Consider the following 22,529-nt stretch of genomic DNA (forward strand, 5'->3'; position numbering starts at 1 on the left):
CCGATGTTCAACCGCGTTCGCGTATGACCGCGCAAGAAGGTTTCAGGGGAGCTTCCCCGGCTCGAGGTCCAGTATGATTGAGAACCACAAGATTCGTCCGGCAAAAGTGATCGGTCCGCTCGGCGAGCCGCTGACGATCGATTCGCTGCCGCCGCCCGAAACGACCCGCTGGGTCGTGCGCCGCAAGGCGGAAGTGGTCGCGGCGGTCAATGGCGGCCTGTTGAGCGTCGACGACGTCTGTCAGCGGTACAATCTGTCGGCGGAAGAATTCGCCAGCTGGCAGCGCGCGGTCGACCGATCGGGGATGCCGGGCCTGCGCGTGACGCGAATCCAGCATTACAAATCCCTCTACGAGCGCCAGCAGCGCAAATATTGAGACGCGGAGTTAAAACGGAGGCGGAACAAGCCAGTCTTTAAAGAGTCTTTCCCTCAGTACGCCCGGTACGAAGGTCACCGGGTTGCAGACTTCAATGGAGGGACGTCTCATGGGTATCATCATCTGGCTGGTCGTTGGTGGTGTGGTTGGCTGGTTGGCCAGCATTGTCATGCGGACCGATGCGCAGCAGGGCATCATCCTGAATGTCGTCGTCGGCATCGTCGGCGCGGTCATCGCGGGTTTCGTGACGGGCGCGAACATCAATAACGGCATCACTGTCATGAGCTTCCTGTATTCGCTGCTGGGCGCGATTGTCCTGCTCGCGATCGTGAACCTCGTGCGTCGCGGTTCGGTGCGCTAAAAGCACCGGCGATCGACACGATCGATACGGGTCGCCCCTGCCGGGGCGGCCCGTTTTGCTGTGGTCAGCCGCCGGTCAGTTCGGACAAGGCGGCGCGCATCGACACCCGCACGCCCGCCGGATCGTAGCAGATCACGCTGTCGCCGGTGCCCGCAAGCCCGAGCCGCAGCAGCTTGGACCCGAATCCCCGCCGCGCCGGCTGGCAGACGACCGGTCCGCCGCGTTCCTGCCACGTCATCGCCAACTGGCCATCGGCCACCGCCCAGTCGAGCAGGATAGTGCCCTCCACCGTCGACAGCGCGCCATATTTGACCGCGTTGGTCCCCAGTTCGTGGAGGATCAGCGCCATCGCCAACGCCGCGCGCGCGCCCAGCGCCACATCGGGGCCGGTCAGCGCGATGCGATCGTTGCAGCCGAACACCGCCATCACCTGTCCTATGGTGGTGCGCATATCGGCCCCGACCCAATTCCGCTCGACCAGCACGTCATGCGCCACGCCCAGCGCCTGCAACCGGCGTTCGAACGCGTCCAGCGGTGCGCGGTCGACCGATCCGCGCAGCGTCTGCGATGCGATCGCCTGTACCATCGACAGCGTATTCTTCAGCCGATGGGCCAGTTCCTGGATCAGCAGGCTCTGGCGCGCTTCCGATTCGACCTGCGCCATGCCGACCTCGACCCGGTCGGCTACTTTCCGCAGGAATACGATCTCTTCGCTGTTCCAGCGGCGCGGCCCGGCGGCGTGGACGATGAACGCCGATACGATCCGCCCGTCGCGGCGCACCGGCACGATGACGAACGCACCGATGTCGCGGGCCAGCAGGGCATCGGCCCGGGCGGCGGTACGTGCGTCGCCACGGACATCGGCGACCATGACGGCGTCGCCGTTCGCGATGTCGCCCGTCAGATCGCCGAACCCGTCCAACGGCTGTCGCCCTGCCAGCGAAGCGCCCCCTGCGGCCGTCCAGTCGGACCCGATCTCGATCTGGGTGACGTCCGCGTCGATCCGACCAAAACCCGCGCCGGATACGTCAAGCGTCCGTCCGACCAGTTCGGATGCGGCGCGCGCCACATCGGCGACGTCGTGGCAGTCGCGCAGCGCATCGCCCAGCTGGATCAGCGCCGACTGCCGGCTCTCCGCCGCACGGTCGAGCGTGATGTCGCGCAGGATAGCGCCGAAGCGATCACCATCGATCCGGAAGCAATGCCCACGAAACCAGCGCCCGATATTCGGCACATGGTGGATGAAGCCGGTCGGCGCTCCATCCGACAGCATCCGGTGCAGATCGGCCGCCCACTGCCCGGGCGCCGCGGGATCGAGTTGCCGCCCGGTCAGCGCCAGCATCCGGTCGCGATCGACACCGGACAGCGCGAACCACGCCAGATTGGCGTCGACGAACTGCCAGTCGACCACCCGTCCATCGGCATCGCGGATCGCTTCACCCAGCGCAAAGCCGTCGTTGATATTCTCGAACAGCCGCTGCCAGCGCAGTTCGTTGCCGGTCAGCGCCGCTTCGGTCGCAGCAATGCGATGTAGCGTTTCATCCCGCTCTGCCAGCAACCGCCGCAATTCGAGCGTGGTCACCGCCTGTCGGGCGAGGCGCAGCAGCATGTCGCGCTGCGTCACGCTCAACCCGTCGGGCCGCGCGACGACATCGATGACGCACAAGGTGCCGACCGGAACGCCATCGGCGATACGCAGCGGGACGCCGGCGTAGAAGCGTATCTGTGGATCGCCGACCACGATCCCGCTGTTGCAGGTACGGGGATCAACCGAAAGGTCGGGGATGACGAGGATGTCGTCGACATCCAGCGCGTGGGTGCAGATCGCATCGTCCAGCGACGTGCCGCACAGATCGGTACCGACCGTCGCCACGAACCATTGCCGGTCCGCCGCCAGCAGGGTAACCAACGCCACCGGCGCTTCGCAGATTTCGGCGGCCAGTCGGGCAAGGTCTTCCTGCGCGCCATCGCCGATCGCCTCGATCAGCCGATAGTCGCGGATCGCGGCAAATCGCCGGTTCGATCCGGTCGTATCGATCGTCGCCCCCATGTTCGTCCTGCCCCTATGGCCATGATCCGGATAGCAATTCGCCGTCCATGGCACAAGGGCCGCGCCAGTGTTGGCATGGCCCTTGCAAACTCATCCCGCCAACCGCGTCAGGTGGATTCGGCAGCGCGGCTGCGCGCGGCGAAGCTCTTCCGCAGCTTTTGCAGCTTGGGCGGGATCACCGCCATGCAATAGGGGTTACGCTGCCCTTCGCCGTCCCAATATTCCTGGTGATAGTCTTCGGCCGGATACCAAGTGGTCAGCGGTTCGATGGTCGTGACGATCTTGCCGCGCCCTTCGCCCGCACGTTCGATTCCCGCACGGGCCGCCGCTTCCTGTTCGGGCGAATGCGGGAAGATCGCCGAGCGATACTGGGTACCGACATCGTTGCCCTGGCGGTTCAGCTGCGTCGGATCATGCGTGGCGAAGAAGATGTCGAGCATTTCGTCATAGCCGATGACGGCCGGGTCGTAGGTGACGCGGATCGCCTCGGCATGGCCGGTATCGCCGCCGCAGACCTGCTTGTAGGTCGGATGCTCGACCGTGCCGCCGATATAGCCACTTTCGACCTGTTCGACGCCGATCACGTCGCGAAACACCGCCTCGGTGCACCAGAAACATCCGCCGGCGAAGGTCGCCTGTTCGGTAGCCATTGCACAATCTCCTCTGGTCGAAGAGATAGGCGCGCAAGACGACGGTGCAATCGGGGGTACGGTAATGGGCAAGGTTCTGGTCACGGGCGGCGCGGGCTATATCGGCAGCCATGCGGTGCTGGCGCTGCTCGATGCGGGCCATGACGTGGTGGTGGTCGACAATCTGGTCACCGGGTTCGACTGGGCGGTCGATCCCCGCGCGGCGCTGGTCGTGGCCGACATCAGCGACGACGTGGCGGTGCGCGCGGCGATGCGCGAGCATGACGTGCACGCGATCCTGCACTTCGCCGGATCGGTCGTGGTGCCCGAATCCGTCGAGAACCCGCTCAAATATTACCGCAACAACACCGCCGCCTCGCGCAGCCTGATCGAGAGCGCGGTGGCCGAAGGGGTGAAGCACTTCATCTTTTCCTCGACCGCCGCGACCTATGGCATTCCCGAGGTCGTGCCGGTGCGGGAGGACAGCCCGAAACAGCCGATCAATCCCTACGGCATGTCGAAGCTGATGACCGAGATCATGCTGGCCGATGTCGCCGCCGCGCATCCGATCAACTATGCCGCGCTGCGCTATTTCAACGTCGCCGGTGCCGATCCGCAGGGGCGCACCGGCCAGTCGACGGCGGGCGCCACCCATCTCATCAAGGTCGCGGTCGAGGCGGCGACCGGCAAGCGCGCCCATGTCGGCGTCTATGGCACCGACTTCGCGACGCCGGACGGGACCGGCGTACGCGACTATATCCATGTCAGCGACCTGGCCGATGCGCATGTCCATGCGCTGAACCTGCTGATGGCGGAGCCGACGAAGAGCCACACGATGAATGCCGGCTATGGTCGCGGCTATTCGGTGCTGGAGGTGCTCGATGCAGTCGATCGCGCGACCAACCAGACCATCCAGCGCAAGCTGGAAGGACGCCGCGCCGGCGATCCCGATGCGCTGGTCGCCGACAACAGCACCATCCTCGCCACGCTGCCATGGCGGCCGCAACATGCCGATCTCGACAAGATCGTGCGCGACGCACTGGGGTGGGAGCGCAAGCTGGCCGAACGCAGCGCGGGCTGACGGTACGGCCCTACCGGTCCGGCAAGACCTGATCGGCGATGCCCCAGCCGGCCAGCAGCCGGCTGTCGGCGCGTTCCAGCAGGTCGTCGGCATCGCGAATCGTCCAGCGTGCCGGGGTGTCGATCGCGTCCAGTTCGCGCCATGCGACCGGGGCCGCCACCGGCGCCCCGGGCCGGGCGCGCGCCGAATAGGGCAGGACGGCGGTGCTGCCGCGCTGGTTGCGCAGCCAGTCGATGAAGATGCGGCCCTTCCGCTTCGCCTTGGCCATCGTCGCGGTGAACCGGTCGGGTTCCGCCTGGGCCAGCGCGCGGGCGAAGCGGTCGGCGAAATCCTTGACCACCGGCCAGCCGGCATCGGGCGTCAGCGGTACGACGACATGCACTCCCTTGCCCCCCGACAGCATCGCGAAGCTGGCAAGGCCAAGGTCGGCCAGATGACGGCTGAGGTCATGCGCCGCGCGCTTCACATCGGCGAAATCCAGCCCCTCGTCGGGATCGAGGTCGAAGACCATCCGGTCGGGTTTCTCGACATCGACGATACCCGATCCCCAGCCGTGGAACTCGATCGTCCCCATCTGCACACAGGACAGCAGCCCGGCGGCGTCGCGGACATAGAGATAGGGTTCGCGCTTGCCGTCCTTCGCGGCGATGTCGATCGCATGGACCGCGTCGCCGAAGCTGCCAGCGTCGTGTTTCTGGAAGAAACACGCCTTGCCCCGCCCCTGCGGACAGCGCACCAGGCTGAGCGGCCGGTCGGCGGCGGTGCGCAGCAACAAGGATGCGACGCGTTCGACATAGGCGGCAAGATCGCCCTTGGTCAGCCGGTCGCCGGGAAAGATCACCCGATCGGCGCTGGTGATGCGAACCGCGGGCGTCGCATCGGCCGCGACCGGCATTTCGCGCACGACATCGCTCGCCGCCTTGTCGCCGCGCAGGCCGACAAAGCTCGCATGGCGCACCATCCCGTCGCCGGTGAATTCGGCGAAGGCGACCTCCGCCACCAGCTTGGGCGTTACCCATTTCGCGCCCCGGCGTAGCGCGGCGGGCAGCTCGACCGGCGGCGTCTTGCGCGCCAGCGGGGCCAGCGCCGCCTCTATTTCGGACATCCCAGCCGCATCGAAGCCGGTGCCGACCTTCCCGACATAACGCAAGCCATCCTTGCCCTGCACCCCCAGCAGCAGCGACCTGAACGGCCGTCCCTTGGCCGCGCTCGGCAGCCAGCCGAGGATGACGAACTCCTGCCGATGGATACATTTGACCTTCAGCCAGCCGCGCGAACGGGTGCCGCGATAGGGCGCATCAGCGCGCTTCGACACGATCCCCTCATACCCTTCCGTACACATCGCCGCGAACAGCCGCTCGCCCGATCCGGTGACATGCTCCGAATAGGCAATGCGCGGATCGGCATCGGCCAGAACCGCGCGCAGCCGGTCCTTGCGCCGCACCAGCGGTTCCTCACGCCGGTCGCCATCGGCGTCGTGGAGAAGGTCGAAGGCGAAGCAGCGCATCTCGCCGCCCTCCTTGATCGCGGCCTGCAATGTCGAGAAATCGGGTTTGCCGTTCTTCAGCGCCACGACCTCGCCATCGATCAGCAGGCCGCCCGGCAGGTTCTGAGCGGCCTCGGCTATGCCCGGAAACTTCCCGGTCCAGTCCAGCCCGGTGCGGGTATAGAGCCGGGGACCGCCGCCGCCGGTCGCGATCAGGATGCGATAGCCGTCATATTTGACCTCATGCAGCCAGTCGCTGCCCGTCGGCACCGCATCGACCAGCGTCGCGAGTTGCGGTGCGACGAAGGCGGGACGCTTCGCCTTGGTTACGGGCTTGCGGCGGGGGCGCTTGCCCGCCGCGATCTCCTCCATCGTCCGCCCCGTCGTCACGCTGGTCAGCATCGTCGCGGTCAGCGTGTCGGTGCCGCCCGCTTGCGCGTCGGCGACCTTGCGCAACAACCAGTTTTCGCGCTTCTCCCTGGCCCTAGGTTTCAGCCGGACCAGCAGCCATTCACCACGCATCCGCTGCCCCGCCAGCACGAAATGGAGATGACCCTTGTCCAGATCCTTCGCCGACTTTCCCGCGACCGGCGACCATGTCCCCTCATCCCACAGCATCACCGTGCCGCCGCCATATTCTCCCGCCGGGATCACGCCCTCGAACCCGGCATAGTCGAGCGGGTGATCCTCGGTCCGCACCGCCAGCCGCTTCTGATCGGGATCGAGGCTGGGACCGCGCGTTACCGCCCAGCTTTTGAGCACCCCGTCTACCTCCAGCCGGAAATCATAATGCAGGCGGGTCGCGTCATGCTTCTGTACCACGAAGCGATTGCCCTGCCCCTTCGCCAGCGTCCCCGCCGGTTCGGCGGTCCGCGCGAAGTCGCGCTTGGCGTTGTAGGTCGCGAGGCGGTCGGACTTGCGCGCCATGTCAGGCGCGCTTGGCGGCCGGGGTCTTCTTCGCCGGCGCGCGCTTCTTCGCGGCAGGTTTCTTCGGCGCAGCCTTTGCCGCCGGCTTTTCCAGCGATTTCTTGAGCGCCGCCATCAGGTCGACGACATTACCGCCGCTCGGCCGTTCGTCGTCGGCAGCGGTATCGACGATCTTGCGTCCCTTCGCCTTGGCCTTGCGCTCGATCAGGTCCTTCAGCGCATCGACATAGCGGTCGTGAAACTCCTTGGGGTCGAACGCCGCGGTCTTCTTTGCGATCAGCGTCTCGGCCAGGTCGAGCAGATCGGCATCGGGCTTCGTATCGGGAATATCGCGGAAATAGGCCTGCGCCCGGTTGACCTCATCAGCATAGCGCAAGGTTTCGAGCACCAGCCCGCGTCCGCAGGGTTTCAGGCTGACGACAACTTCCCGGCCGCGCAGCGCAAGCTGCCCCAGGCCGACCTTCTTCGTCCGCTTCAACGCCTCGCGCAGCACGACGAACGCCTCCTCGGCCAGATCGTCGGCGGGCACCACGAAATAGGGCTTTTCGTAATAGATCACGTCGATCTCATGCGCATCGACGAATTGGGTCAGCTCCAACGTCTTTTTCGACTCCAGCTTGACGGCATCGATCTCGTCCTGGTCGAGCAGGACATATTCGCCCTTTTCGAGTTGGTAGCCCTTCATGATCTCGTCCGGATCGACCGGACCGATCCCGGTCACCGATTTCTCATAATGGATCGGCTTGCCGCTGGGTTCGTGGATCTGGCGAAAGCTGACACTGGCGCCCGATTTGGTCGCGCTGTAGATTTCAACCGGGATCGAAACGAGGGCGAGGCGAATCTGCCCCTGCCAAGTTGCCCGTGCCGCCATACCGCCTGCCCCCGAAATCGTTGCTCAACCGATTCAATTCGCAGGGGAAAGAGTCGTTCCCACTCCTGCCTTTCGGGTCGGGGTGAAATCGGCTGCGAAAGGGCGTATGGGCGGCACATGACCGATCCCTTCGACCTGTTCGACCAGTGGTTCGCCGAGGCGCAGACGAGCGAACCGAACGACCCCAATGCGATGGCGCTCGCCACCGCCGATGCGGCCGGGCGGCCATCGGTGCGGATGGTGTTGCTGAAGGGGCATGGCCGCGACGGGTTCGTGTTCTACACCAATCGCGAAGGGCGCAAGGCCGCCGATCTGGCGGCCAATCCGCACGCCGCGCTGCTGTTCCACTGGAAATCGCTGCGCCGGCAGATCCGGATCGAGGGGCCGGTGACGTTGGCCTTCGACGCCGAATCCGACGCCTATTTCGCGTCGCGCGGGCGTGATTCGCAGCTGGGGGCATGGGCATCGGACCAATCGCGCCCGCTCGATACCCGCGAAACCTTCGAAGCGCGCTTCGCCGAGGTGCAGGCGCGGTTCGAGGGGCAGGACGTGCCGCGCCCGCCTTTCTGGGGCGGGTACCGGGTGACGCCCCGGACCATCGAGTTCTGGCAGGACCGGGCGCACCGGCTGCACGAACGCCGCGTCTTTACCGCCACCGAGGGCGGCTGGAGCGAAGGATTGCTGTTCCCGTGACCGAGACCGAACGCAGGCGGGTGATCCCGCTCGCCACCCGCGCCGCCATCGCGTCGGTGACGATGGCCCTGTTCCTGCTGGGGCTGAAGGGGTTTGCCGCATGGCATACCGGGTCGGTCGCGATGCTGGGCAGTCTGGCCGACACCGCGCTCGACCTGCTCGCCTCGCTGGTGACGCTCTATGGCGTGCGCCTGGCCGCGACGCCGGCCGACCACGACCACCGGTTCGGCCATGGCAAGGCGGAGGCGCTGGCGGCGCTGTTCCAGGTCATGCTCATCACCGCATCGGCGGCGGGGATCGGGTGGCGCGCCATCGCCGCGTTTGGCGCGCCGGGCGAGACGCAGGATGTCGAGTTCGGCATCGGCGTGTCGGTAATCGCGATCCTCGCGACCTTCGCACTGCTGGCGTACCAGAAATCGATCATCGACCGCACCGGATCGGTCGCGATCCGCGCCGACAATGTTCATTACCAGTCCGACCTGCTGCTCAACCTGGCAGTGATCGTCGCGATGGTGCTGGACCAGATGTTCGGGCTGCGCGGCGCCGATCCGGTGATGGGCATCCTGATCGCGCTGTGGCTGGGCTGGGGCGCGTTCCAGGCGTCGAGCCAGGCCATCGACCAGTTGATGGACAAGGAATGGCCGGAAGAGGAGCGCCAGGCATTCCTCGACGTCGCCGCCCGACAGGACGGCCTGCGCGGCATCCATGACTTTCGCACCCGCCGGTCGGGCAGCCACGACTTCGCGCAGTTCCACATGGAGGTCGCGCGCGACATGACCGTGGCCGAGGCGCATGACGTGGTCGAGGGCGTGGAGCGGGCGCTGCGACAGGCGTTCCCCAAGGTCGAGGTGCTGATCCACCTCGATCCCGAAGGCCATGTCGACACCGACAACCCGCTGGTCGAGGCGGACGTGACGCCGCACTGGTTCGGCAAGCGCGTGGGGAGCCTGTGATGGCGATGCCGTTCACCGTGGTCGATGCGTTCGCCGACCGGCCGTTCGCGGGCAATCCGGCGGCGGTGATGCTGCTCGACGCATGGCCCGACGATGCGCTGCTCCAGTCGATCGCGCTGGAGCATAATCTGTCGGAGACGGCGTTCGCGGTTCCCATGACCGATGGCGAGGCCGACTACGAACTGCGTTGGTTCACGCCGACGGTCGAGATCGCGATGTGCGGCCATGCGACGCTGGCGAGCGGCCATGTGCTGATGGGGACAAGCGACGTGGTGCGCTTCGCCACGCGCAAGGCGGGCGTGCTGGTCGTGCGGCGCGCGGGCGATGGCTATACGCTCGACCTCCCGGTGACGCGGGTGGCGGCGGCGCCCGATCCGGCGCTGCTGGCGGCGCTGGGCTGCGAGGGTGAGGTGTTCGCCAGCATCGCGGGTGCGCAGGAGACCAGCATCATCCTGTTGCCCGACGCGGCGGCGGTCCGTGCCTGTGCCCCGGACATGGCGGCGCTGTCGGCCTGTCACGTCATGGCGATCGTCACCGCGCCGGGCGATGTCGCGGACGTCGTCAGTCGCGTATTCGTACCCGCCTGGGGCGTGGACGAGGACCCGGTGACCGGATCGGCCCATGCCGCGCTCGCCCCGTTCTGGGCCGAACGTCTTGGCCGCGACAGCTTCACCGCGTTCCAGGCGAGCGCGCGGGGTGGGCATCTGACCTGCACGCTGGACGGCGACCGCGCGGTGCTGGGCGGGCAGTGCGTGACGGTGATGCGGGGCGAAATACTGGTTTGATCGATCGAGTCTTCAGACAAAGCTGGTTCACGCGGAGGCGCGGAGGCCGCAGAGAGGGCGCGCTTCTGGAGATCATTTGCGATCGGGAGACGCTGCGTTCGCTGGAACCGCGTTAAGCGGCCGCTTGCACAGAAGACGGTGCAACGACCACTGTTCCCCCTTTGCGTCCTCTGCGCCTCTGCGCGAAAACCAATCTTCTTCTCCGCGCCTCCCCGCCTCCGCGTGATCCAATTTCTTCCCCACCACCCCCAAGCAACGCTTCGGTAGCATTCCGCAACCGACACCCCATCTCTCTGCCATGACCCGCTATTCGATGCTCGATCTCGTCCCCGTCCGGCAGGGGGGCACCCCGGCCGAGGCGCTGGCCGCCGCCGCCGACCTTGCCGCCCATGCCGAGGCGGAAGGGTTCCACCGCTACTGGGTGGCCGAACATCATGGGATGCCCGGCATCGCCAGCGCGGCGACCGCCGTCGTGATCGGCCACATCGCCGCCGCGACCAAGACGATGCGCATAGGTGCGGGCGGCATCATGTTGCCCAACCATGCGCCGCTGAGCGTCGCCGAACAGTTCGGCACGCTCGACGCGCTTCATCCGGGGCGGATCGATCTCGGGCTGGGCCGGGCGCCGGGATCGGACCAGATCGTGGCGCGCGCGATGCGCCGGACGCTGGACAGCGATCCCAACGCCTTTCCGCAGGATGTGGTCGAGCTGCAAAGCTATTTCGCCGATGACGGCCGCACCGGCATCCGCGCGGTGCCGGGCGCGGGGGCGAAGGTTGATCTGTGGATATTGGGATCGTCGCTGTTCGGCGCGCAGCTGGCGGCGATGCTGGGGCTGCCCTATGCGTTCGCCTCGCACTTCGCGCCGGCGGCACTCGATCAGGCGCTGGAGGTGTATCGGCGCAACTTTACCCCCTCGGCCGTGCTCGACAAACCGTACGCCGCCGCCGCGTTCAACGTGCTGGCGGCCGATACCGACGACGAAGCCCGGCTGCTCGCCAGTTCGACCGAACAGATGTTCGTCGCGATCCGCACCGGCCAGCCGATCGAGCTGCCGCCACCGGTCGCGGGGTATCGCGAGCGGATCGGGACTCAGGGTAATGCGATCCTCGATCATGTGCTGGAATGTTCGGCGATCGGCGGGCCGGAGACGGTGCGGGCGGGTCTGGCGACGTTTATCGAGCGGACGCAGGTCGACGAGGTGATCGTCACCGGCGCGATGTTCGATCCGGCGGCGCGCAAGCGAAGTGCGTCGATCGCGGCGGCGGCGATGCGGGGGTTGTAGGGCTTTACGAAAGTACGACCCGTTCGTGCTGAGTAGGGGCTGAGCTTGCCGAAGACCCGTATCGAAGCACTGGCACAAGTCCTTCGATACGCCATTTCGACAAGCTCAATGGCTACTCAGGACGAACGGTTTGCGGAACTGGCGTATCGAACACGGGATTTGAAGGTCACGCAGCCGGCAGGCGCAGCCGCACCAGCAGCCCACCCAAATCCTCGCTCTCCTCCAGCGAAGCGGTGCCCTCGTAAATCTCCGCCACGTCACGGACGATCGCGAGGCCGAGGCCGGTGCCAGGCTTCCCCGAATCCAGCCGCACGCCGCGGTCGAAGATGCGCAGCCGGTCGGCCTCCGGAATGCCGCGCCCGTCATCCTCGACCAGCAGTTCGACGAAGCCGGCATCGGCGCGCACGGTCACGAACACGCTGCCCCCGCCATATTTCGCAGCGTTCTCGACCAGATTGCCGAGGATTTCGTCGAGGTCCTGCCGCTCGATCCGGGCGATCAGGTCCTTCTTGCCGTCCACGTCGATGCGGACATTGGGATAGAGCCGGGCGACGGCGCGCTCGACCGCCTCGACCGATTCCCAGACGTCCGCCCGGCTGTGCGCCGATCCGCGTCGTCCGACCGCGCGGGCACGGGCGAGGTGGTGGTCGACCTGCCGCCGCATCGTCCGCGCTTCGCGAATGACGGTATCGGCGAGATCGTCCTGCCCGGCAGCCGACGCGTTCATGATGACGGTCAGCGGGGTCTTCAGCGCATGGGCGAGATTGCCGGCATGGCGCCGCGCTTCCTCCGCCTGCTTGTCGTTATGTTCGACCAGCGCGTTCAGTTCCTCGACCAGCGGAGCGACCTCGGCCGGCATCGATCCCTCGACCCGCGCCGATTGCCCCGCACGCAGCCGGGCGATCGCGTCGCGGACGGCGCGGAGCGGCAGCAGGCCGTACCAGGTCTGCAGCGTCGCCATGACGATCAGCCCCAGCCCGAGCAGCGCGAACGATCGTACTAGCGTCTTGCGCAATGCGGCGATCAACCCGTCGAGCACGTCGCGCGACTCGGCCACCTGGAACCGCCACACGGTCGGCGATCCGGGCAGGGTCAGGTCGCGTTCGACGATGCGCAGCTTCTGGTCGGGAAAGGGCTTCGCGTCATAGATATGGACGTCGGTATAGCGACTGCGATCGACCGGCAGCTTGCGGTCCCACAGCGAGCGCGACGGCCAGGTTTCGTGCCCCGGCCCGCTCACCTGCCAATAGAGACCCGAATAGGGTTCGAGGAACCGCTGATCCGACAGTTGCCGGTTGAACGTCACCTCCCCGGTCGAATCGATCTCCGCCGACACGATCAGCGAGTTGAGGAGATATTCTAGGCCGTCATCGGTGTTGCGCGTGACCGCCGAAACCAGCACCCGGTCGAGCGCGAAGCCACCGCCGGCGAGCAGCAGCATGATCCACAGCGCCGCGACGACGATCATCCGCCGCGACAGCGATCCCGTCACCCGGACATAGGTGCGCGGGGCAGGATCGGTGCCGATCGCCATGGCGCGCCGATCAGTCCTCCGCGCCCGCCGGCTTCGGCGCGCCCGGTTCGTCTAGACTGTAGCCGAGACCCCGGATCGTCGTGATGACGTCGGCGCCCAGCTTCTTGCGGATGCGCGTCACGAACACTTCGATCGTGTTCGAATCACGGTCGAAATCCTGGTCGTAGATATGCTCGATCAGCTCGGTGCGGCTGACGACCTTGCCCTTGTGGTGCAGCAGGTAGCTGAGCAGCTTATATTCCTGCGCGGTCAGCTTCACCGGCTCGCCCGCCTTGGTCACCTTGCCCGAGCGGGTGTCGAGCCGGATGTCGCCGGCGGTCAGTTCGGCCGAGGCATTGCCCGAGGCGCGACGGATCAGCGCGCGGAGGCGGGCGATCAGTTCCTCGGTCTGGAACGGCTTGGCGACATAATCGTCGGCGCCGGCATCCAGCCCGGCGACCTTGTCCGACCAGCTGTCGCGCGCGGTCAGCACCAGCACCGGGGCGGTGCGCCCCTCCTTGCGCCAGCGGTCGAGCACGGTCAGCCCGTCGACCTCGGGCAGGCCGAGATCGAGGATGATCGCGTCATAGGTTTCGGTGGACCCCAGGAAATGCCCCTCCTCGCCATCGGTGGCGAGGTCGACGGCATAGCCCGCGCCCTCCAGCGTGGCGCGCAGCTGGCGGCCGAGATTGGGTTCGTCCTCGACGATCAGGACGCGCATCGACTGTTCTCCCCTATGTGTTTAACGGCTGCGGCCGGTGACCTGCCCGGTCCGCGCATCGACATCGACCCAGATCACCGCCCCATCGCGCAGGAACTTGAGCGTGTAAATCCCGCGGTCGGGATCATAGTCGAAGCCGAGATACTGGGCACCGCGCATCTGTGGCAGGACCCGGCGTTCGATCTCGCGCATCGGCAGGATGCGGCCCTCGGCCCGTGCGGCGCGCGCCGCCTGGTGATCGCGCAGCACCTGGTCGGGCAATGCCTGCGCATTTCCCGACACCGCCAGCAATCCCAGACCAAGGAACCGAACGATCATCGACATAGGGCGTGGCATAGGGGGGGAGCGTTGAACAGCCCGTGAATAGGGCAGACAGGCTGGCGTAACTTGCTTCGTTCGCGACTGCGGCTTACCTGCCACACATGGCTGCACCGATATTGTCCTATGAGGGCCTTGGATTGATCCAGGGCAATGGCTGGTTGTTTCGCGGACTCGACATCCATGTCGGGCAGCGGGACCGGCTGGCGCTGATCGGACGCAACGGCGCGGGCAAGACGACGCTGCTGAAACTGATCGCCGGCGCGATCGATGCCGACGAAGGGCGGCGGACGATCGTGCCAGGCACGCATGTCGTGCTGCTCGAACAGGACCCGCAGGTCGATGGCTATGCGACGTTGCGCGACTTCGCGCTGCGCGGGCCGCGCGCGCCGGCCGAGCATGAGGTCGACGCCATCGCCGACCAGCTCGGCATCGACCTGAACCGGGAGGCGGCGACCGCCAGCGGCGGCGAGCGGCGGCGGGCGGCGATCGCCCGCGCGCTGGCCGAGAATCCGGACGTGCTGCTGCTCGACGAACCGACCAACCATCTCGACCTGTCGGCGATCGAATGGCTGGAGGAATGGCTGAACCGCTTCAACGGCGCGTTCATCGTCATCAGCCACGACCGTACGTTCCTGACGCGGCTAACCAAGTCGACGCTATGGCTGGATCGCGGCGGTATCCGCCGGGCGGAAATCGGGTTCGGCGGGTTCGAGGCGTGGATGGAACAGGCCGCCGCCGAGGAAGAGCGCGCGGCGCAACGGCTCGACGCCAAGCTGAAGATCGAGGAGCATTGGCTCCACCGCGGCGTCACCGCGCGGCGCAAGCGCAACATGGGCCGGCTGGAAAAGCTGCACGAACTGCGCGCGCTCAGGGCGTCGATGCAGGGGCCGCAGGGCACCGCCAAGCTGGCGGTGGAGGCGGACGATACCAAGACCAAGGTCGTGATCGATGCCGAGCATGTGACCAAGGCGTTCGGCGACCGCACCGTGCTCAAGGACTTCTCGCTGCGGGTGCGGCGCGGCGACCGGATCGGCATCGTCGGCGGCAATGGCGCGGGCAAGACGACGCTGCTGCGGCTGCTGACCGGCGATCTCGAGCCGGATTCGGGCAGGATCATGCGGGCGCAGACGCTGGACGGGATCGTCATCGACCAGCAGCGCAAGCTGATGGCCCCGGAAAAGCGGGTGCGCGACGTGCTGGCCGATGGCGGCGACTGGATCGAGGTCAACGGGTCCAAGAAGCACGTTCACGGTTATCTGAAGGAATTCCTGTTCGATCCGTCGATCGCCGAGGCGCGGATCGGCACGCTGTCGGGCGGGGAGCGGTCGCGGCTGTTGCTGGCGCGCGAGTTCGCCCGACCGTCGAACCTGCTGGTGCTGGACGAACCGACCAACGACCTCGACCTCGAAACGCTCGACCTGTTGCAGGAGGTGATCGGCGATTATGCCGGCACGGTACTGATCGTCAGTCACGACCGCGACTTTCTCGACCGTACCGTCACGGTGACGCTTGGGATGGACGGCAGCGGCGATGTCGATGTCGTGCCGGGCGGCTACGCCGACTGGGTGGCGAAGCGGCGCGAACGCAGCGCGGCCAGGCCCAAGGCGAAGCCGGTCGAGGCTGCGCCGCCCAAGCCCAAGTCGACCAAGATGAGCTACAAGGACCAGCGCGACCTCGACATCCTGCCAAAGCGGATCGAGGAACTGGAAGCGGCGATCGCACGTGACGAGGCGCTGCTTGCCGATCCGGCGCTCTATGCGAAGGACCCGAAGCGGTTCGCGGCGCTGAACGCGCAAATCGAGAAGGCGCGGGTCGAGAAGGACGCGGCGGAGGAGCGCTGGTTGGCGCTCGCGGAGATGGCCGAGGCGTAATCCTCCCCGGCACGGGGAGAGGCGCTTCCACTATCGAGACGCCCGCCGACAGCGAAGATGGATTCACGCGATGGCGCGGAGACGCGGAGGGGGTTGCGCCCGGCGGCGTCTGCCGCCCTTCCTTCCCGGCCCTTGGGTCAGGTGAAGGCGCTGCCGCGCTTGAAGTCCTCTTCGCGTCTCCGCGCCTTCGCGTGAACCCTACACCGCTTTCCCGTGCCGGCCGGCCAGCTCCGTCACATATTGCCACGCCACGCGGCCCGAGCGGCTGCCGCGCTTCGTCGCCCAGTTGATCGCTTCCTGCCCGTCGAACGGCAGGTCGTAGGCGGCACAGTAACGCTCGACGATCGCGACATAGTGATCCTGGTCGACGACGTGGAAGCCGAGCGACAGGCCGAACCGGTCGGCCAGCGCCAAGGCGTCGTCGATGCCGTCGCGCGGGTTGATGGCGCTGTCCTGTTCCTTGAGGTCGCGCGGGACCAGATGGCGGCGGTTGGCGGTGACGATCAGGCGGACATTGCCCGGCCGTCCCTCGGCCCCGCCCTCCAGCAAAGAGCGTAGCGCGCGACCGTCGGCGGGGGTGTCGAAGCCCAGATCGTCGACGAACACCACGAACGCGCGCGGCACGTCGGACAGCATCGCGAACAGGCGCGGCAACCCGGACAGCGCATTGGCCGCTGCCTCGACCAGCGCCAGTGCGCCGCCCTCCGCCTGCACCTGCCCGACCGCCGCCTTGACCAGCGCCGACTTGCCGGTGCCGCGCGCGCCCCAGAGCAGCACGTCATGCGCCGCCGCGCCCGCCGCCAGCCGCGCCAGATTGTCGGTCAGCGCCGCCTTTTGCGCATCGATCCCGACCAGCCGGTCGAGCGCCAGCGGCCGGAACCCCCGCGCCGCGCGCAACACCGTTCCGTCCCAGCCATAGGCGGGATGGGTCAGCGGATCGGCGGCGGGTGGCGGTGGCGGCGACAGGCGTTCGAGCGCCTCGGCGATGCGGATCAGCGGATCGGTCATGCCCCCGCCCCTAGCGCAAACCCCGTCACCACGCACGTCATCCCCGCGCAGGCCGGAATCTCCCCGTGGCAAAGGCGGCGCATCCGCCGCAGGAGACCCCAGCCTGCGCTGGGGTAACGTTTGTTGCCGGCGGTCGGTTGGAGGCTCGGGTCAGCCGCCCGCGATCAACGCCTGCGCCGCCGCCCGGTCGGCGAAGCCCGCATCGCCCAATGCCATCCGGGCATTGGCAATGGCAACCGGGCGGTTGCCGGCGGCATCGGCGATCTGCGCCATGTGCCAGCGGATCGTGGCGTCGCCCGGCGCCAGCCGCACCGCCTTCACCGCCAGCGGCACCGCCGCGCCGATATTGTCGGCGGCGTAGAGCGCCCAGCCAAGCGCATCGGCGGTCATCGGGTTGGACGGCGCGAGGGCATAGGCAGCGCCGGCATAGCCCTGCGCCGCCTCCGGCTCGCCCACGGCGGCATAGGCGAAGGCGAGCAACGCCAGCACGGCGGGATCGCGGTCGCCGACGCGCTCGCGCAGGGACTCCAGCGTCTCGATCGCCGCGTCATGCTCGCCCGCCGCCACCTGCCATGCGCCCAGCAGGCGCAGCGCGGCGACGTTGCCGGGGTTCTGCGTCAGGAACAGCGACAGGGTGGCGCTCGCCTGATCGCGCTGCCCGGCGCGGTCGCGGGCGTCGACCAGCCGCAGCATCGTCGCTTCGTCGAAGCGGGTGGCTGCGGCGCGGCCATAGGCGGTGGCGGCATCGCCCATCCGCCCTGCGCCCGCCAGCGCATCGCCCAGCACCAGTTGCGCCACCGGCGACCCCGGATTGGCATCGGCCAGCGCCTGCGCCGCCGCCAGCGCAGCCGCGGCATCGCCGCCGGCCGACAGCGCGCGGACATAGGGCAGCGCCGCGGCCGGATTGCCCGGTGCCGCCGACGCTTCGTTCGCCAGCGTCGCGAGATTCTCCCCGGTCGCGAACGCGCCCGATCGCCCGCGCGTCAGAGCTGCCGCCCGGTCGAACAGCGGCGCGGCATTGGCGCGGTCGCCGATCCGCTCCAGCGCGCGGCCGGCAAGCAGCAGCGTATAGCTGTCGGCATCGCCGCGCGAGGCGACCGGCAGGATCGCGTCGAACGCCTCGCGCGCCGAATCGCTTTGCAGCAGCGCCAACGCCAACAGCTTGCGCGCGGTGATGTTGGTCGGTTGCCGCGCGACCAGTTCGCGTAAGGGGATCGCCGCCTGCGCCGCTTCGCCGGCGGCAAGGCCGATCGAGCCGCTGAGCAGCAGGGCGCCCGGCACCCCGGCCAGCCCCCGCCCCGCCTTGTCCAGCACGCTGCGCGCGGTTGCCATATCGCCCGCCCGCGCCGCCAGCACCGATTGCAGGTACAGCCCCTGCGGACTGCCCGGCCGCACCGCCATCGCCCGGCGCACCGCCGCCAGCATGTCGCGCGCGCGCCCGGCATCGCCCAGCGTCGCGGCATAGTCGATCAGCGTGTCATGGGCTTGAGGATCGCGCGCCAGTGCCGCTTCGAACCACGGCAGCGCCGCGACCAAGCCATATTGCGTCCGCATCGTCTGCGCACGCAGCCGGAGCGCGTCGGGCGAGGCCGGGTCGGCCCGCACCGCCGCCGCGCCAGCATTGATCGCGCCGACCATGTCGCCCGCATCCTGCCGCAGCCGGCCGAGCGCGACCCACGCCATCGCATCGCCCGGTGCCGCCGCGACCCGTGCCTCCAGCGTCGACAGCGCGGCGCGGACATCGCCGCCCGCCGCTACCGCCTGCGCGCGGATGGTCGTGGCATAGCCGCGATAGCGTGGCGCGGCCCGGTTCGCCTCCGCCACCGCACCCGCCGGATCGCCCTGCAACAGCCGGGCATGGGCATAAAGCTGGTGCGCGCGGGCGGGATCGAACCCCGCCTTGGTCGCGCGATCGAGCGAGGCCTGCGCCGCGGCACCATCGCCCAGCGCCAGTTCGGTGCGCGCCAGCACCGCCAGCGCGAAGCCCGAGGCCGGATCGGCTGCCGTCGCGGCACGGGCACGGTCGCGCGCCACCGTCCAGTGCCCGGCCTGGAACTGCGCCAGCGCCTGCGCGACCTTCGTCCGGGCGGCGGCGCCATCGGCACGCGCGGGCAACACCCCGCCCAGGGAGGCCAGCGCCACGGCGACGACGGCAAGGCCGCCGGCGCCCAACAGCGCGCGGATCGATCGATCAGGGTTGCAGGTCATAGCTCTTCATCAGGTCGTAGAGGGTCGGGCGGCTGATGCCGAGCAGGCGCGCGGTGCCCGAGATATTGCCCTGCGCCTGCGCCAGCGCCGAGCGGATCGCCGAGCGGTCCGCCGCCTCGCGCACCGCCTTCAGGTTGATCGGCCCGTGCGCCATGTCGGGGCCGGCGAGGTCGAGATCGGCGGCGGTCACCGCCTTGCCATCGGCCATGATCGCGGCGCGCTTCACCCGGTTTTCCAGCTCGCGGACATTGCCGGGCCAGCCCCATGCCTCAATCGCGGCCAGCGCATCGGGGGCGAAGCGCTTTTGCCCCAGTCCCATCTGCGCGGCGTGGCGGTCGAGGAAATGGCGGGCGAGCAGCGCGGGGTCGCCCGGCCGCTGCGATAGCGACGGGATGCGCACGACGATCTCGGCGAGGCGGTAATAGAGGTCCTCGCGGAACCTGCCCTCGGCGACCATACTGTCGATGTCCTGATGCGTCGCGCAGACGATCCGCGTGTCGACCGGTATCGCCTTGCGCCCGCCGATGCGCTCGATCACCCGTTCCTGCAGGAAGCGCAGCAGCTTCACCTGCAACGGCAAGGGTACGTCGCCGATCTCGTCGAGGAACAGCGTGCCGCCCGCCGCCTGTTCGATCTTGCCCTCGGTCGTCTTCACCGCACCGGTGAACGCGCCCTTCTCATGGCCGAACAGCTCGCTTTCCAGCAGCGTTTCGGGGATGGCGGCGCAGTTGATCGCGACGAAGTTGCCGCGCTTGCGCCGCGAGGCGTCATGGACCGCGCGCGCCAGCAATTCCTTGCCGGTGCCAGAGGCCCCGAGCAGCATCACCGACACGTCGGCGGGGGCGACGCGTTCGATCGTCCGCGTGACCTTCAGCATTTCGGGCGCGGCGGTAATCATGCCGCCCAGCACCGCCTGCCCCTCGATCCGCTCCGCCAGCCGGCGGTTCTCCGCCTCCAGCGCATGGACGTGGAAGGCGCGCGCGACGATCAGGCCCAGCGCGTCGATGTCGATCGGCTTGGCATAGAAATCCCAGGCGCCCAGATCGATGGCACGCAGCGCGCTCGACCGGTCGCCATGGCCGCTCGCCACCACCACCTTGGTATCGGGCTTCATCGCGAGGATCGCTTCCATCGTCGCGAAGCCTTCGCTGACCCCGTCGGGATCGGGCGGCAGGCCGAGGTCGAGGGTGACGACCTGCGGCTCCTCCGCGCGGACGGCGGCGATCGCCGCATCGCGGTCGCCCGCGACCACGATGTCATAGCCTTCATAGGCCCAGCGCAACTGGCGTTGCAGTCCGGCATCGTCCTCGACGATCAACAGGCATTTGCGTGTCGTCATGCCGCCTGCTCCAGCGTGGGGGTCGCCGCCGCCAGCGTGACGCGGAACCGCGTGCCGCGCCCGGGATGGCTTTCCACCTCGATCGTTCCGCCCATCGCATGGGCCAGTTGTCGCGCCTCGAACGCGCCGATGCCGAAGCCGGTCGGTTTCGAAGACACGAAGGCACGGAACAGGTCGTCGCGGACGAATTGCTGGGTCATGCCCTGCCCGGTATCGATGACGTCGAGCCACACGCGGTCGGCGGCCTGCCCCAGGAGCACGCGCACCGGATCGTGGCCACCGGCGTCCAGCGCGTTGAGGACCAGATGGTCGAGCACCTGCTGCAACCGCGCCGGATCGGCGGCGGCGTGCAGGTCGCGCGCTCCCTCCACCACCACCGCGCCCCGCGCCCGGAAGCGGGCGGCCGACTGGGCGGCGATCGTCGCCAGCGCGACGGCGCGCGGCGCCTCCATGCGGGGGACCTCGCGTTCCGACAGGCGGGCGAGCAGGTCGTTCATCCGCGTCGCGGATTCGTTCAGCGTCGCGACCATGTCGGCGCGGAATTCGGGATTGTCGGCATGGCGCGGGGCGTTGCGCGCGACGAGGCTCAGCTGGCTCACGATGTTCTTCACGTCATGCAGGATGAAGGCGAAGCGGCGGTTGAACTCCTCGAACCGGCGCGCTTCGGACAGGGCGGACTGGGCGCGTTCCTCAGCCAGGTAGCTCGCGACCTGTCGCCCGGCGATGCGCAGCAGGTCGAAATCCTCCCAGTCGAGCGAGCGGGCAAGGATCGGCCGGGCGAGCAGGATCGCGCCGGTCAGCCGCCCGAGATGCGGCAGCGGCACGACCACCCACGCCTCGGGATGGGCGAGCAGGCCATCGGGCACCGCCGCCCGGTCGGGATCGTCGGGGCTGCTGCGGATCGAATCGAGTTCCAGAATCCGGCCGGTCGTCCGCAGGTAAGACGCCAGCCGCGCACTGCCGCCGTCGTCGTCGGGCAGCGTCTGCGCATCCCAGCACCACGACGCCTGCAGCGCCAGCGTGTCGCCGTCGGCGACCAGCAACAGCCCGGCGGGCGCGTCGATCAGGTCACCGACCGCCTTCACCAGCCGTTCGTCGAGCGGCGCGCCGCCCTTCGGCTCGCCCAGCGTCTCGGTAAAGCGGGTCCATTCGGCGCGATAGTCGTAGCGGTGCTGGAACAGGTGCTTGACCAGCTTCACCTTGATCCAGGCCCGCAGCCAGCCGGACGAGGCGGCGGTCAGCACCGCGACGGTCGACCCGAACACGAAGGCCGTCTGCGCGACCCGGGCATGTTCGCCGCCCAGCGCTTCGATCAGGCTGGTCGCCATGATCGTGATCGCGAAATAGACGACGAGGCCGAGCAGCGACAGGGTGTGGAAGGTGGCGGTGCGCGAGAATTGCACCCCGCCGTCACCCGGCCGCGACAGCGCGAGGCCGACGAGCAGCGCCATGCCCGCCACCGCCGCGCCGCGCGCCGCGATCAGTTCCTCGGGCGCGCCGCCGAAGAGATAGCTGGCGATGGCGCTGTTGACGTCGATCAGCCAGAACGCGCCCATCGTCACCAGCACCAGCCGGGTCGCGGCCGAGGTGGTGGCGCGGAACAGGCCGTGCAGCAGCAGCAGCGCGCCCAGCGCCGCCAACATGCCGAGGACCGTCGCGACATTGCCGATCACGGCGGCGACGGCGGGATTATCGGCGGTGGTGGCCAGCGATTCGAGCAGCACCTGCGCCACGTCGACCACCGCGATCGCACCGTACGCCATCGTCCGGCCGAGCGCCTCCGGTCCCGCCTGATCGGTACGCTGCTGGATCGCGAACAGCAGCACCAGCCAGCCGAGCGTGCGCAGCCCCGCCAGCAGGTGCGTCGCCGGATGGTCGTTGGCGACCCCCGCCACCGCCAGCGCCCACAAGGCGGTCAGCGCCAGCGCGACCGACAGCCAGCGACGCGGCAGCGCGCCATCGGCCGGACCGTGCCGCGCGCTCCAGAACGCCAGCGCGCCGAACAGCAGCGCGGCGATGGCATGACCCCAGACGACGACCCCGGTCAGCAT

General features: G+C 68.3%; 19 protein-coding genes. 8 read left to right on the forward strand and 11 right to left on the reverse strand.

Annotated features, from left to right (window positions below):
* Window positions 1-73 precede the first annotated feature (73 nt).
* Together sciP and ASE83_RS01460 are read left to right on the forward strand one after the other, a co-directional pair.
* Window positions 74-376 carry a CtrA inhibitor SciP gene (gene sciP, locus ASE83_RS01455; protein WP_055786926.1) on the forward strand — a complete coding sequence of 101 codons (303 nt, stop codon included), beginning with the start codon at window positions 74-76 and terminating at the stop codon, window positions 374-376.
* A gap of 109 nt (window positions 377-485) precedes the next feature.
* Window positions 486-737, forward strand: coding sequence for a GlsB/YeaQ/YmgE family stress response membrane protein (locus ASE83_RS01460; protein ID WP_055757526.1), 252 nt, complete (start codon window positions 486-488; stop codon window positions 735-737).
* A gap of 64 nt (window positions 738-801) precedes the next feature.
* On the opposite strand, the gene ASE83_RS01465 is transcribed toward ASE83_RS01460, so the two are convergent.
* A complete protein-coding gene (locus tag ASE83_RS01465; RefSeq protein WP_055786923.1) occupies window positions 802-2,787 on the reverse strand; it encodes a GAF domain-containing protein in 1,986 nt (661 codons plus the stop codon).
* 107 nt (window positions 2,788-2,894) lie between these two features.
* Window positions 2,895-3,437: a peptide-methionine (S)-S-oxide reductase MsrA gene (gene msrA, locus ASE83_RS01470; protein WP_055786919.1), complete on the reverse strand. Its 543-nt coding sequence runs from the start codon at window positions 3,435-3,437 to the stop codon at window positions 2,895-2,897.
* 64 nt (window positions 3,438-3,501) lie between these two features.
* On the opposite strand from msrA, the gene galE reads away from it, so the two are divergent.
* Window positions 3,502-4,497, forward strand: a complete 996-nt coding sequence (gene galE / locus ASE83_RS01475) for a UDP-glucose 4-epimerase GalE (RefSeq protein ID WP_055786916.1) — start codon at window positions 3,502-3,504, stop codon at window positions 4,495-4,497.
* Window positions 4,498-4,507: 10 nt separating this feature from the next.
* Here the strand turns inward: galE and ligD are convergent, their stop codons facing one another.
* The gene (gene ligD, locus ASE83_RS01480) at window positions 4,508-6,910 is read right to left on the reverse strand and encodes a DNA ligase D (RefSeq protein ID WP_055786913.1); all 2,403 of its coding nucleotides are present in this window, start codon (window positions 6,908-6,910) and stop codon (window positions 4,508-4,510) included.
* Window position 6,911: 1 nt separating this feature from the next.
* Complete coding sequence (ku, locus tag ASE83_RS01485; RefSeq protein WP_055786910.1) at window positions 6,912-7,781, reverse strand: non-homologous end joining protein Ku; 870 nt, start codon at window positions 7,779-7,781, stop codon at window positions 6,912-6,914.
* Between the two features lie 117 nt (window positions 7,782-7,898).
* Between ku and pdxH the strand changes: the two genes are divergently transcribed.
* The 4 genes from pdxH (at window position 7,899) to ASE83_RS01505 (ending at window position 11,497) form a co-directional block, all read left to right on the forward strand.
* Window positions 7,899-8,474, forward strand: a complete 576-nt coding sequence (gene pdxH, locus ASE83_RS01490; RefSeq protein ID WP_055786909.1) for a pyridoxamine 5'-phosphate oxidase — start codon at window positions 7,899-7,901, stop codon at window positions 8,472-8,474.
* Window positions 8,471-9,427 (forward strand): cation diffusion facilitator family transporter, encoded by a 957-nt coding sequence (locus ASE83_RS01495; RefSeq protein ID WP_055786907.1) that lies wholly within the window; start codon window positions 8,471-8,473, stop codon window positions 9,425-9,427. The genes pdxH and ASE83_RS01495 overlap by 4 nt, the downstream gene beginning before the upstream one ends.
* Entirely contained in the window at window positions 9,427-10,212 is a 786-nt protein-coding gene (locus tag ASE83_RS01500) for a PhzF family phenazine biosynthesis protein (RefSeq protein WP_055786905.1), read from the forward strand. The genes ASE83_RS01495 and ASE83_RS01500 overlap by 1 nt, the downstream gene beginning before the upstream one ends.
* Window positions 10,213-10,510: 298 nt before the next feature.
* Window positions 10,511-11,497, forward strand: a complete 987-nt coding sequence (locus ASE83_RS01505) for an LLM class flavin-dependent oxidoreductase (protein ID WP_055786901.1) — start codon at window positions 10,511-10,513, stop codon at window positions 11,495-11,497.
* A 166-nt stretch (window positions 11,498-11,663) separates the two neighbouring features.
* Here the strand turns inward: ASE83_RS01505 and ASE83_RS01510 are convergent, their stop codons facing one another.
* From ASE83_RS01510 to ASE83_RS01520, 3 genes are read right to left on the reverse strand one after another with little or no spacing between them, the layout of a single operon-like run.
* Entirely contained in the window at window positions 11,664-13,031 is a 1,368-nt protein-coding gene (locus ASE83_RS01510; protein WP_055786898.1) for a sensor histidine kinase, read from the reverse strand.
* A gap of 10 nt (window positions 13,032-13,041) precedes the next feature.
* A complete protein-coding gene (locus tag ASE83_RS01515) occupies window positions 13,042-13,731 on the reverse strand; it encodes a response regulator transcription factor (protein ID WP_055786895.1) in 690 nt (229 codons plus the stop codon).
* 21 nt (window positions 13,732-13,752) lie between these two features.
* Entirely contained in the window at window positions 13,753-14,049 is a 297-nt protein-coding gene (locus ASE83_RS01520) for a hypothetical protein (protein ID WP_443024301.1), read from the reverse strand.
* Between the two features lie 104 nt (window positions 14,050-14,153).
* Here ASE83_RS01520 and ASE83_RS01525 point away from each other — a divergent pair, with 104 nt between their 5' ends.
* The gene (locus ASE83_RS01525; protein ID WP_055786889.1) at window positions 14,154-15,923 is read left to right on the forward strand and encodes an ATP-binding cassette domain-containing protein; all 1,770 of its coding nucleotides are present in this window, start codon (window positions 14,154-14,156) and stop codon (window positions 15,921-15,923) included.
* 198 nt (window positions 15,924-16,121) lie between these two features.
* On the opposite strand, the gene ASE83_RS01530 is transcribed toward ASE83_RS01525, so the two are convergent.
* The 4 genes from ASE83_RS01530 to prsK all read right to left on the reverse strand — a co-directional run bounded on the left by ASE83_RS01530 (window position 16,122) and on the right by prsK (window position 22,529).
* Window positions 16,122-16,931, reverse strand: a complete 810-nt coding sequence (locus tag ASE83_RS01530; RefSeq protein WP_055786885.1) for a DUF815 domain-containing protein — start codon at window positions 16,929-16,931, stop codon at window positions 16,122-16,124.
* A 150-nt stretch (window positions 16,932-17,081) separates the two neighbouring features.
* On the reverse strand, window positions 17,082-19,139 hold the full coding sequence (locus tag ASE83_RS01535) for a tetratricopeptide repeat protein (RefSeq protein WP_055786882.1): 2,058 nt from the start codon (window positions 19,137-19,139) through the stop codon (window positions 17,082-17,084).
* A complete protein-coding gene (gene prsR, locus ASE83_RS01540) occupies window positions 19,123-20,478 on the reverse strand; it encodes a PEP-CTERM-box response regulator transcription factor (RefSeq protein ID WP_055786879.1) in 1,356 nt (451 codons plus the stop codon). The genes ASE83_RS01535 and prsR overlap by 17 nt, the downstream gene beginning before the upstream one ends.
* Window positions 20,475-22,529 carry an XrtA/PEP-CTERM system histidine kinase PrsK gene (prsK, locus tag ASE83_RS01545; RefSeq protein ID WP_055786876.1) on the reverse strand — a complete coding sequence of 685 codons (2,055 nt, stop codon included), beginning with the start codon at window positions 22,527-22,529 and terminating at the stop codon, window positions 20,475-20,477. The genes prsR and prsK overlap by 4 nt, the downstream gene beginning before the upstream one ends.

The organism is Sphingomonas sp. Leaf32 (assembly GCF_001421765.1).
In the GTDB taxonomy this organism is placed as follows: domain Bacteria; phylum Pseudomonadota; class Alphaproteobacteria; order Sphingomonadales; family Sphingomonadaceae; genus Sphingomonas.

Bases quoted from the DNA above. Each gene is read 5' to 3' on its own strand.
- sciP (WP_055786926.1), top strand. From the start codon at position 74: ATGATTGAGAACCACAAGATTCGTCCGGCAAAAGTGATCGGTCCGCTC.
- ASE83_RS01460 (WP_055757526.1), top strand. From the start codon at position 486: ATGGGTATCATCATCTGGCTGGTCGTTGGTGGTGTGGTTGGCTGGTTG.
- ASE83_RS01465 (WP_055786923.1), bottom strand. From the start codon at position 2,787: ATGGGGGCGACGATCGATACGACCGGATCGAACCGGCGATTTGCCGCG.
- msrA (WP_055786919.1), bottom strand. From the start codon at position 3,437: ATGGCTACCGAACAGGCGACCTTCGCCGGCGGATGTTTCTGGTGCACC.
- galE (WP_055786916.1), top strand. From the start codon at position 3,502: ATGGGCAAGGTTCTGGTCACGGGCGGCGCGGGCTATATCGGCAGCCAT.
- ligD (WP_055786913.1), bottom strand. From the start codon at position 6,910: ATGGCGCGCAAGTCCGACCGCCTCGCGACCTACAACGCCAAGCGCGAC.
- ku (WP_055786910.1), bottom strand. From the start codon at position 7,781: ATGGCGGCACGGGCAACTTGGCAGGGGCAGATTCGCCTCGCCCTCGTT.
- pdxH (WP_055786909.1), top strand. From the start codon at position 7,899: ATGACCGATCCCTTCGACCTGTTCGACCAGTGGTTCGCCGAGGCGCAG.
- ASE83_RS01500 (WP_055786905.1), top strand. From the start codon at position 9,427: ATGGCGATGCCGTTCACCGTGGTCGATGCGTTCGCCGACCGGCCGTTC.
- ASE83_RS01505 (WP_055786901.1), top strand. From the start codon at position 10,511: ATGACCCGCTATTCGATGCTCGATCTCGTCCCCGTCCGGCAGGGGGGC.
- ASE83_RS01510 (WP_055786898.1), bottom strand. From the start codon at position 13,031: ATGGCGATCGGCACCGATCCTGCCCCGCGCACCTATGTCCGGGTGACG.
- ASE83_RS01515 (WP_055786895.1), bottom strand. From the start codon at position 13,731: ATGCGCGTCCTGATCGTCGAGGACGAACCCAATCTCGGCCGCCAGCTG.
- ASE83_RS01520 (WP_443024301.1), bottom strand. From the start codon at position 14,049: ATGATCGTTCGGTTCCTTGGTCTGGGATTGCTGGCGGTGTCGGGAAAT.
- ASE83_RS01525 (WP_055786889.1), top strand. From the start codon at position 14,154: ATGGCTGCACCGATATTGTCCTATGAGGGCCTTGGATTGATCCAGGGC.
- ASE83_RS01530 (WP_055786885.1), bottom strand. From the start codon at position 16,931: ATGACCGATCCGCTGATCCGCATCGCCGAGGCGCTCGAACGCCTGTCG.
- ASE83_RS01535 (WP_055786882.1), bottom strand. From the start codon at position 19,139: ATGACCTGCAACCCTGATCGATCGATCCGCGCGCTGTTGGGCGCCGGC.
- prsR (WP_055786879.1), bottom strand. From the start codon at position 20,478: ATGACGACACGCAAATGCCTGTTGATCGTCGAGGACGATGCCGGACTG.
- prsK (WP_055786876.1), bottom strand. From the start codon at position 22,529: ATGCTGACCGGGGTCGTCGTCTGGGGTCATGCCATCGCCGCGCTGCTG.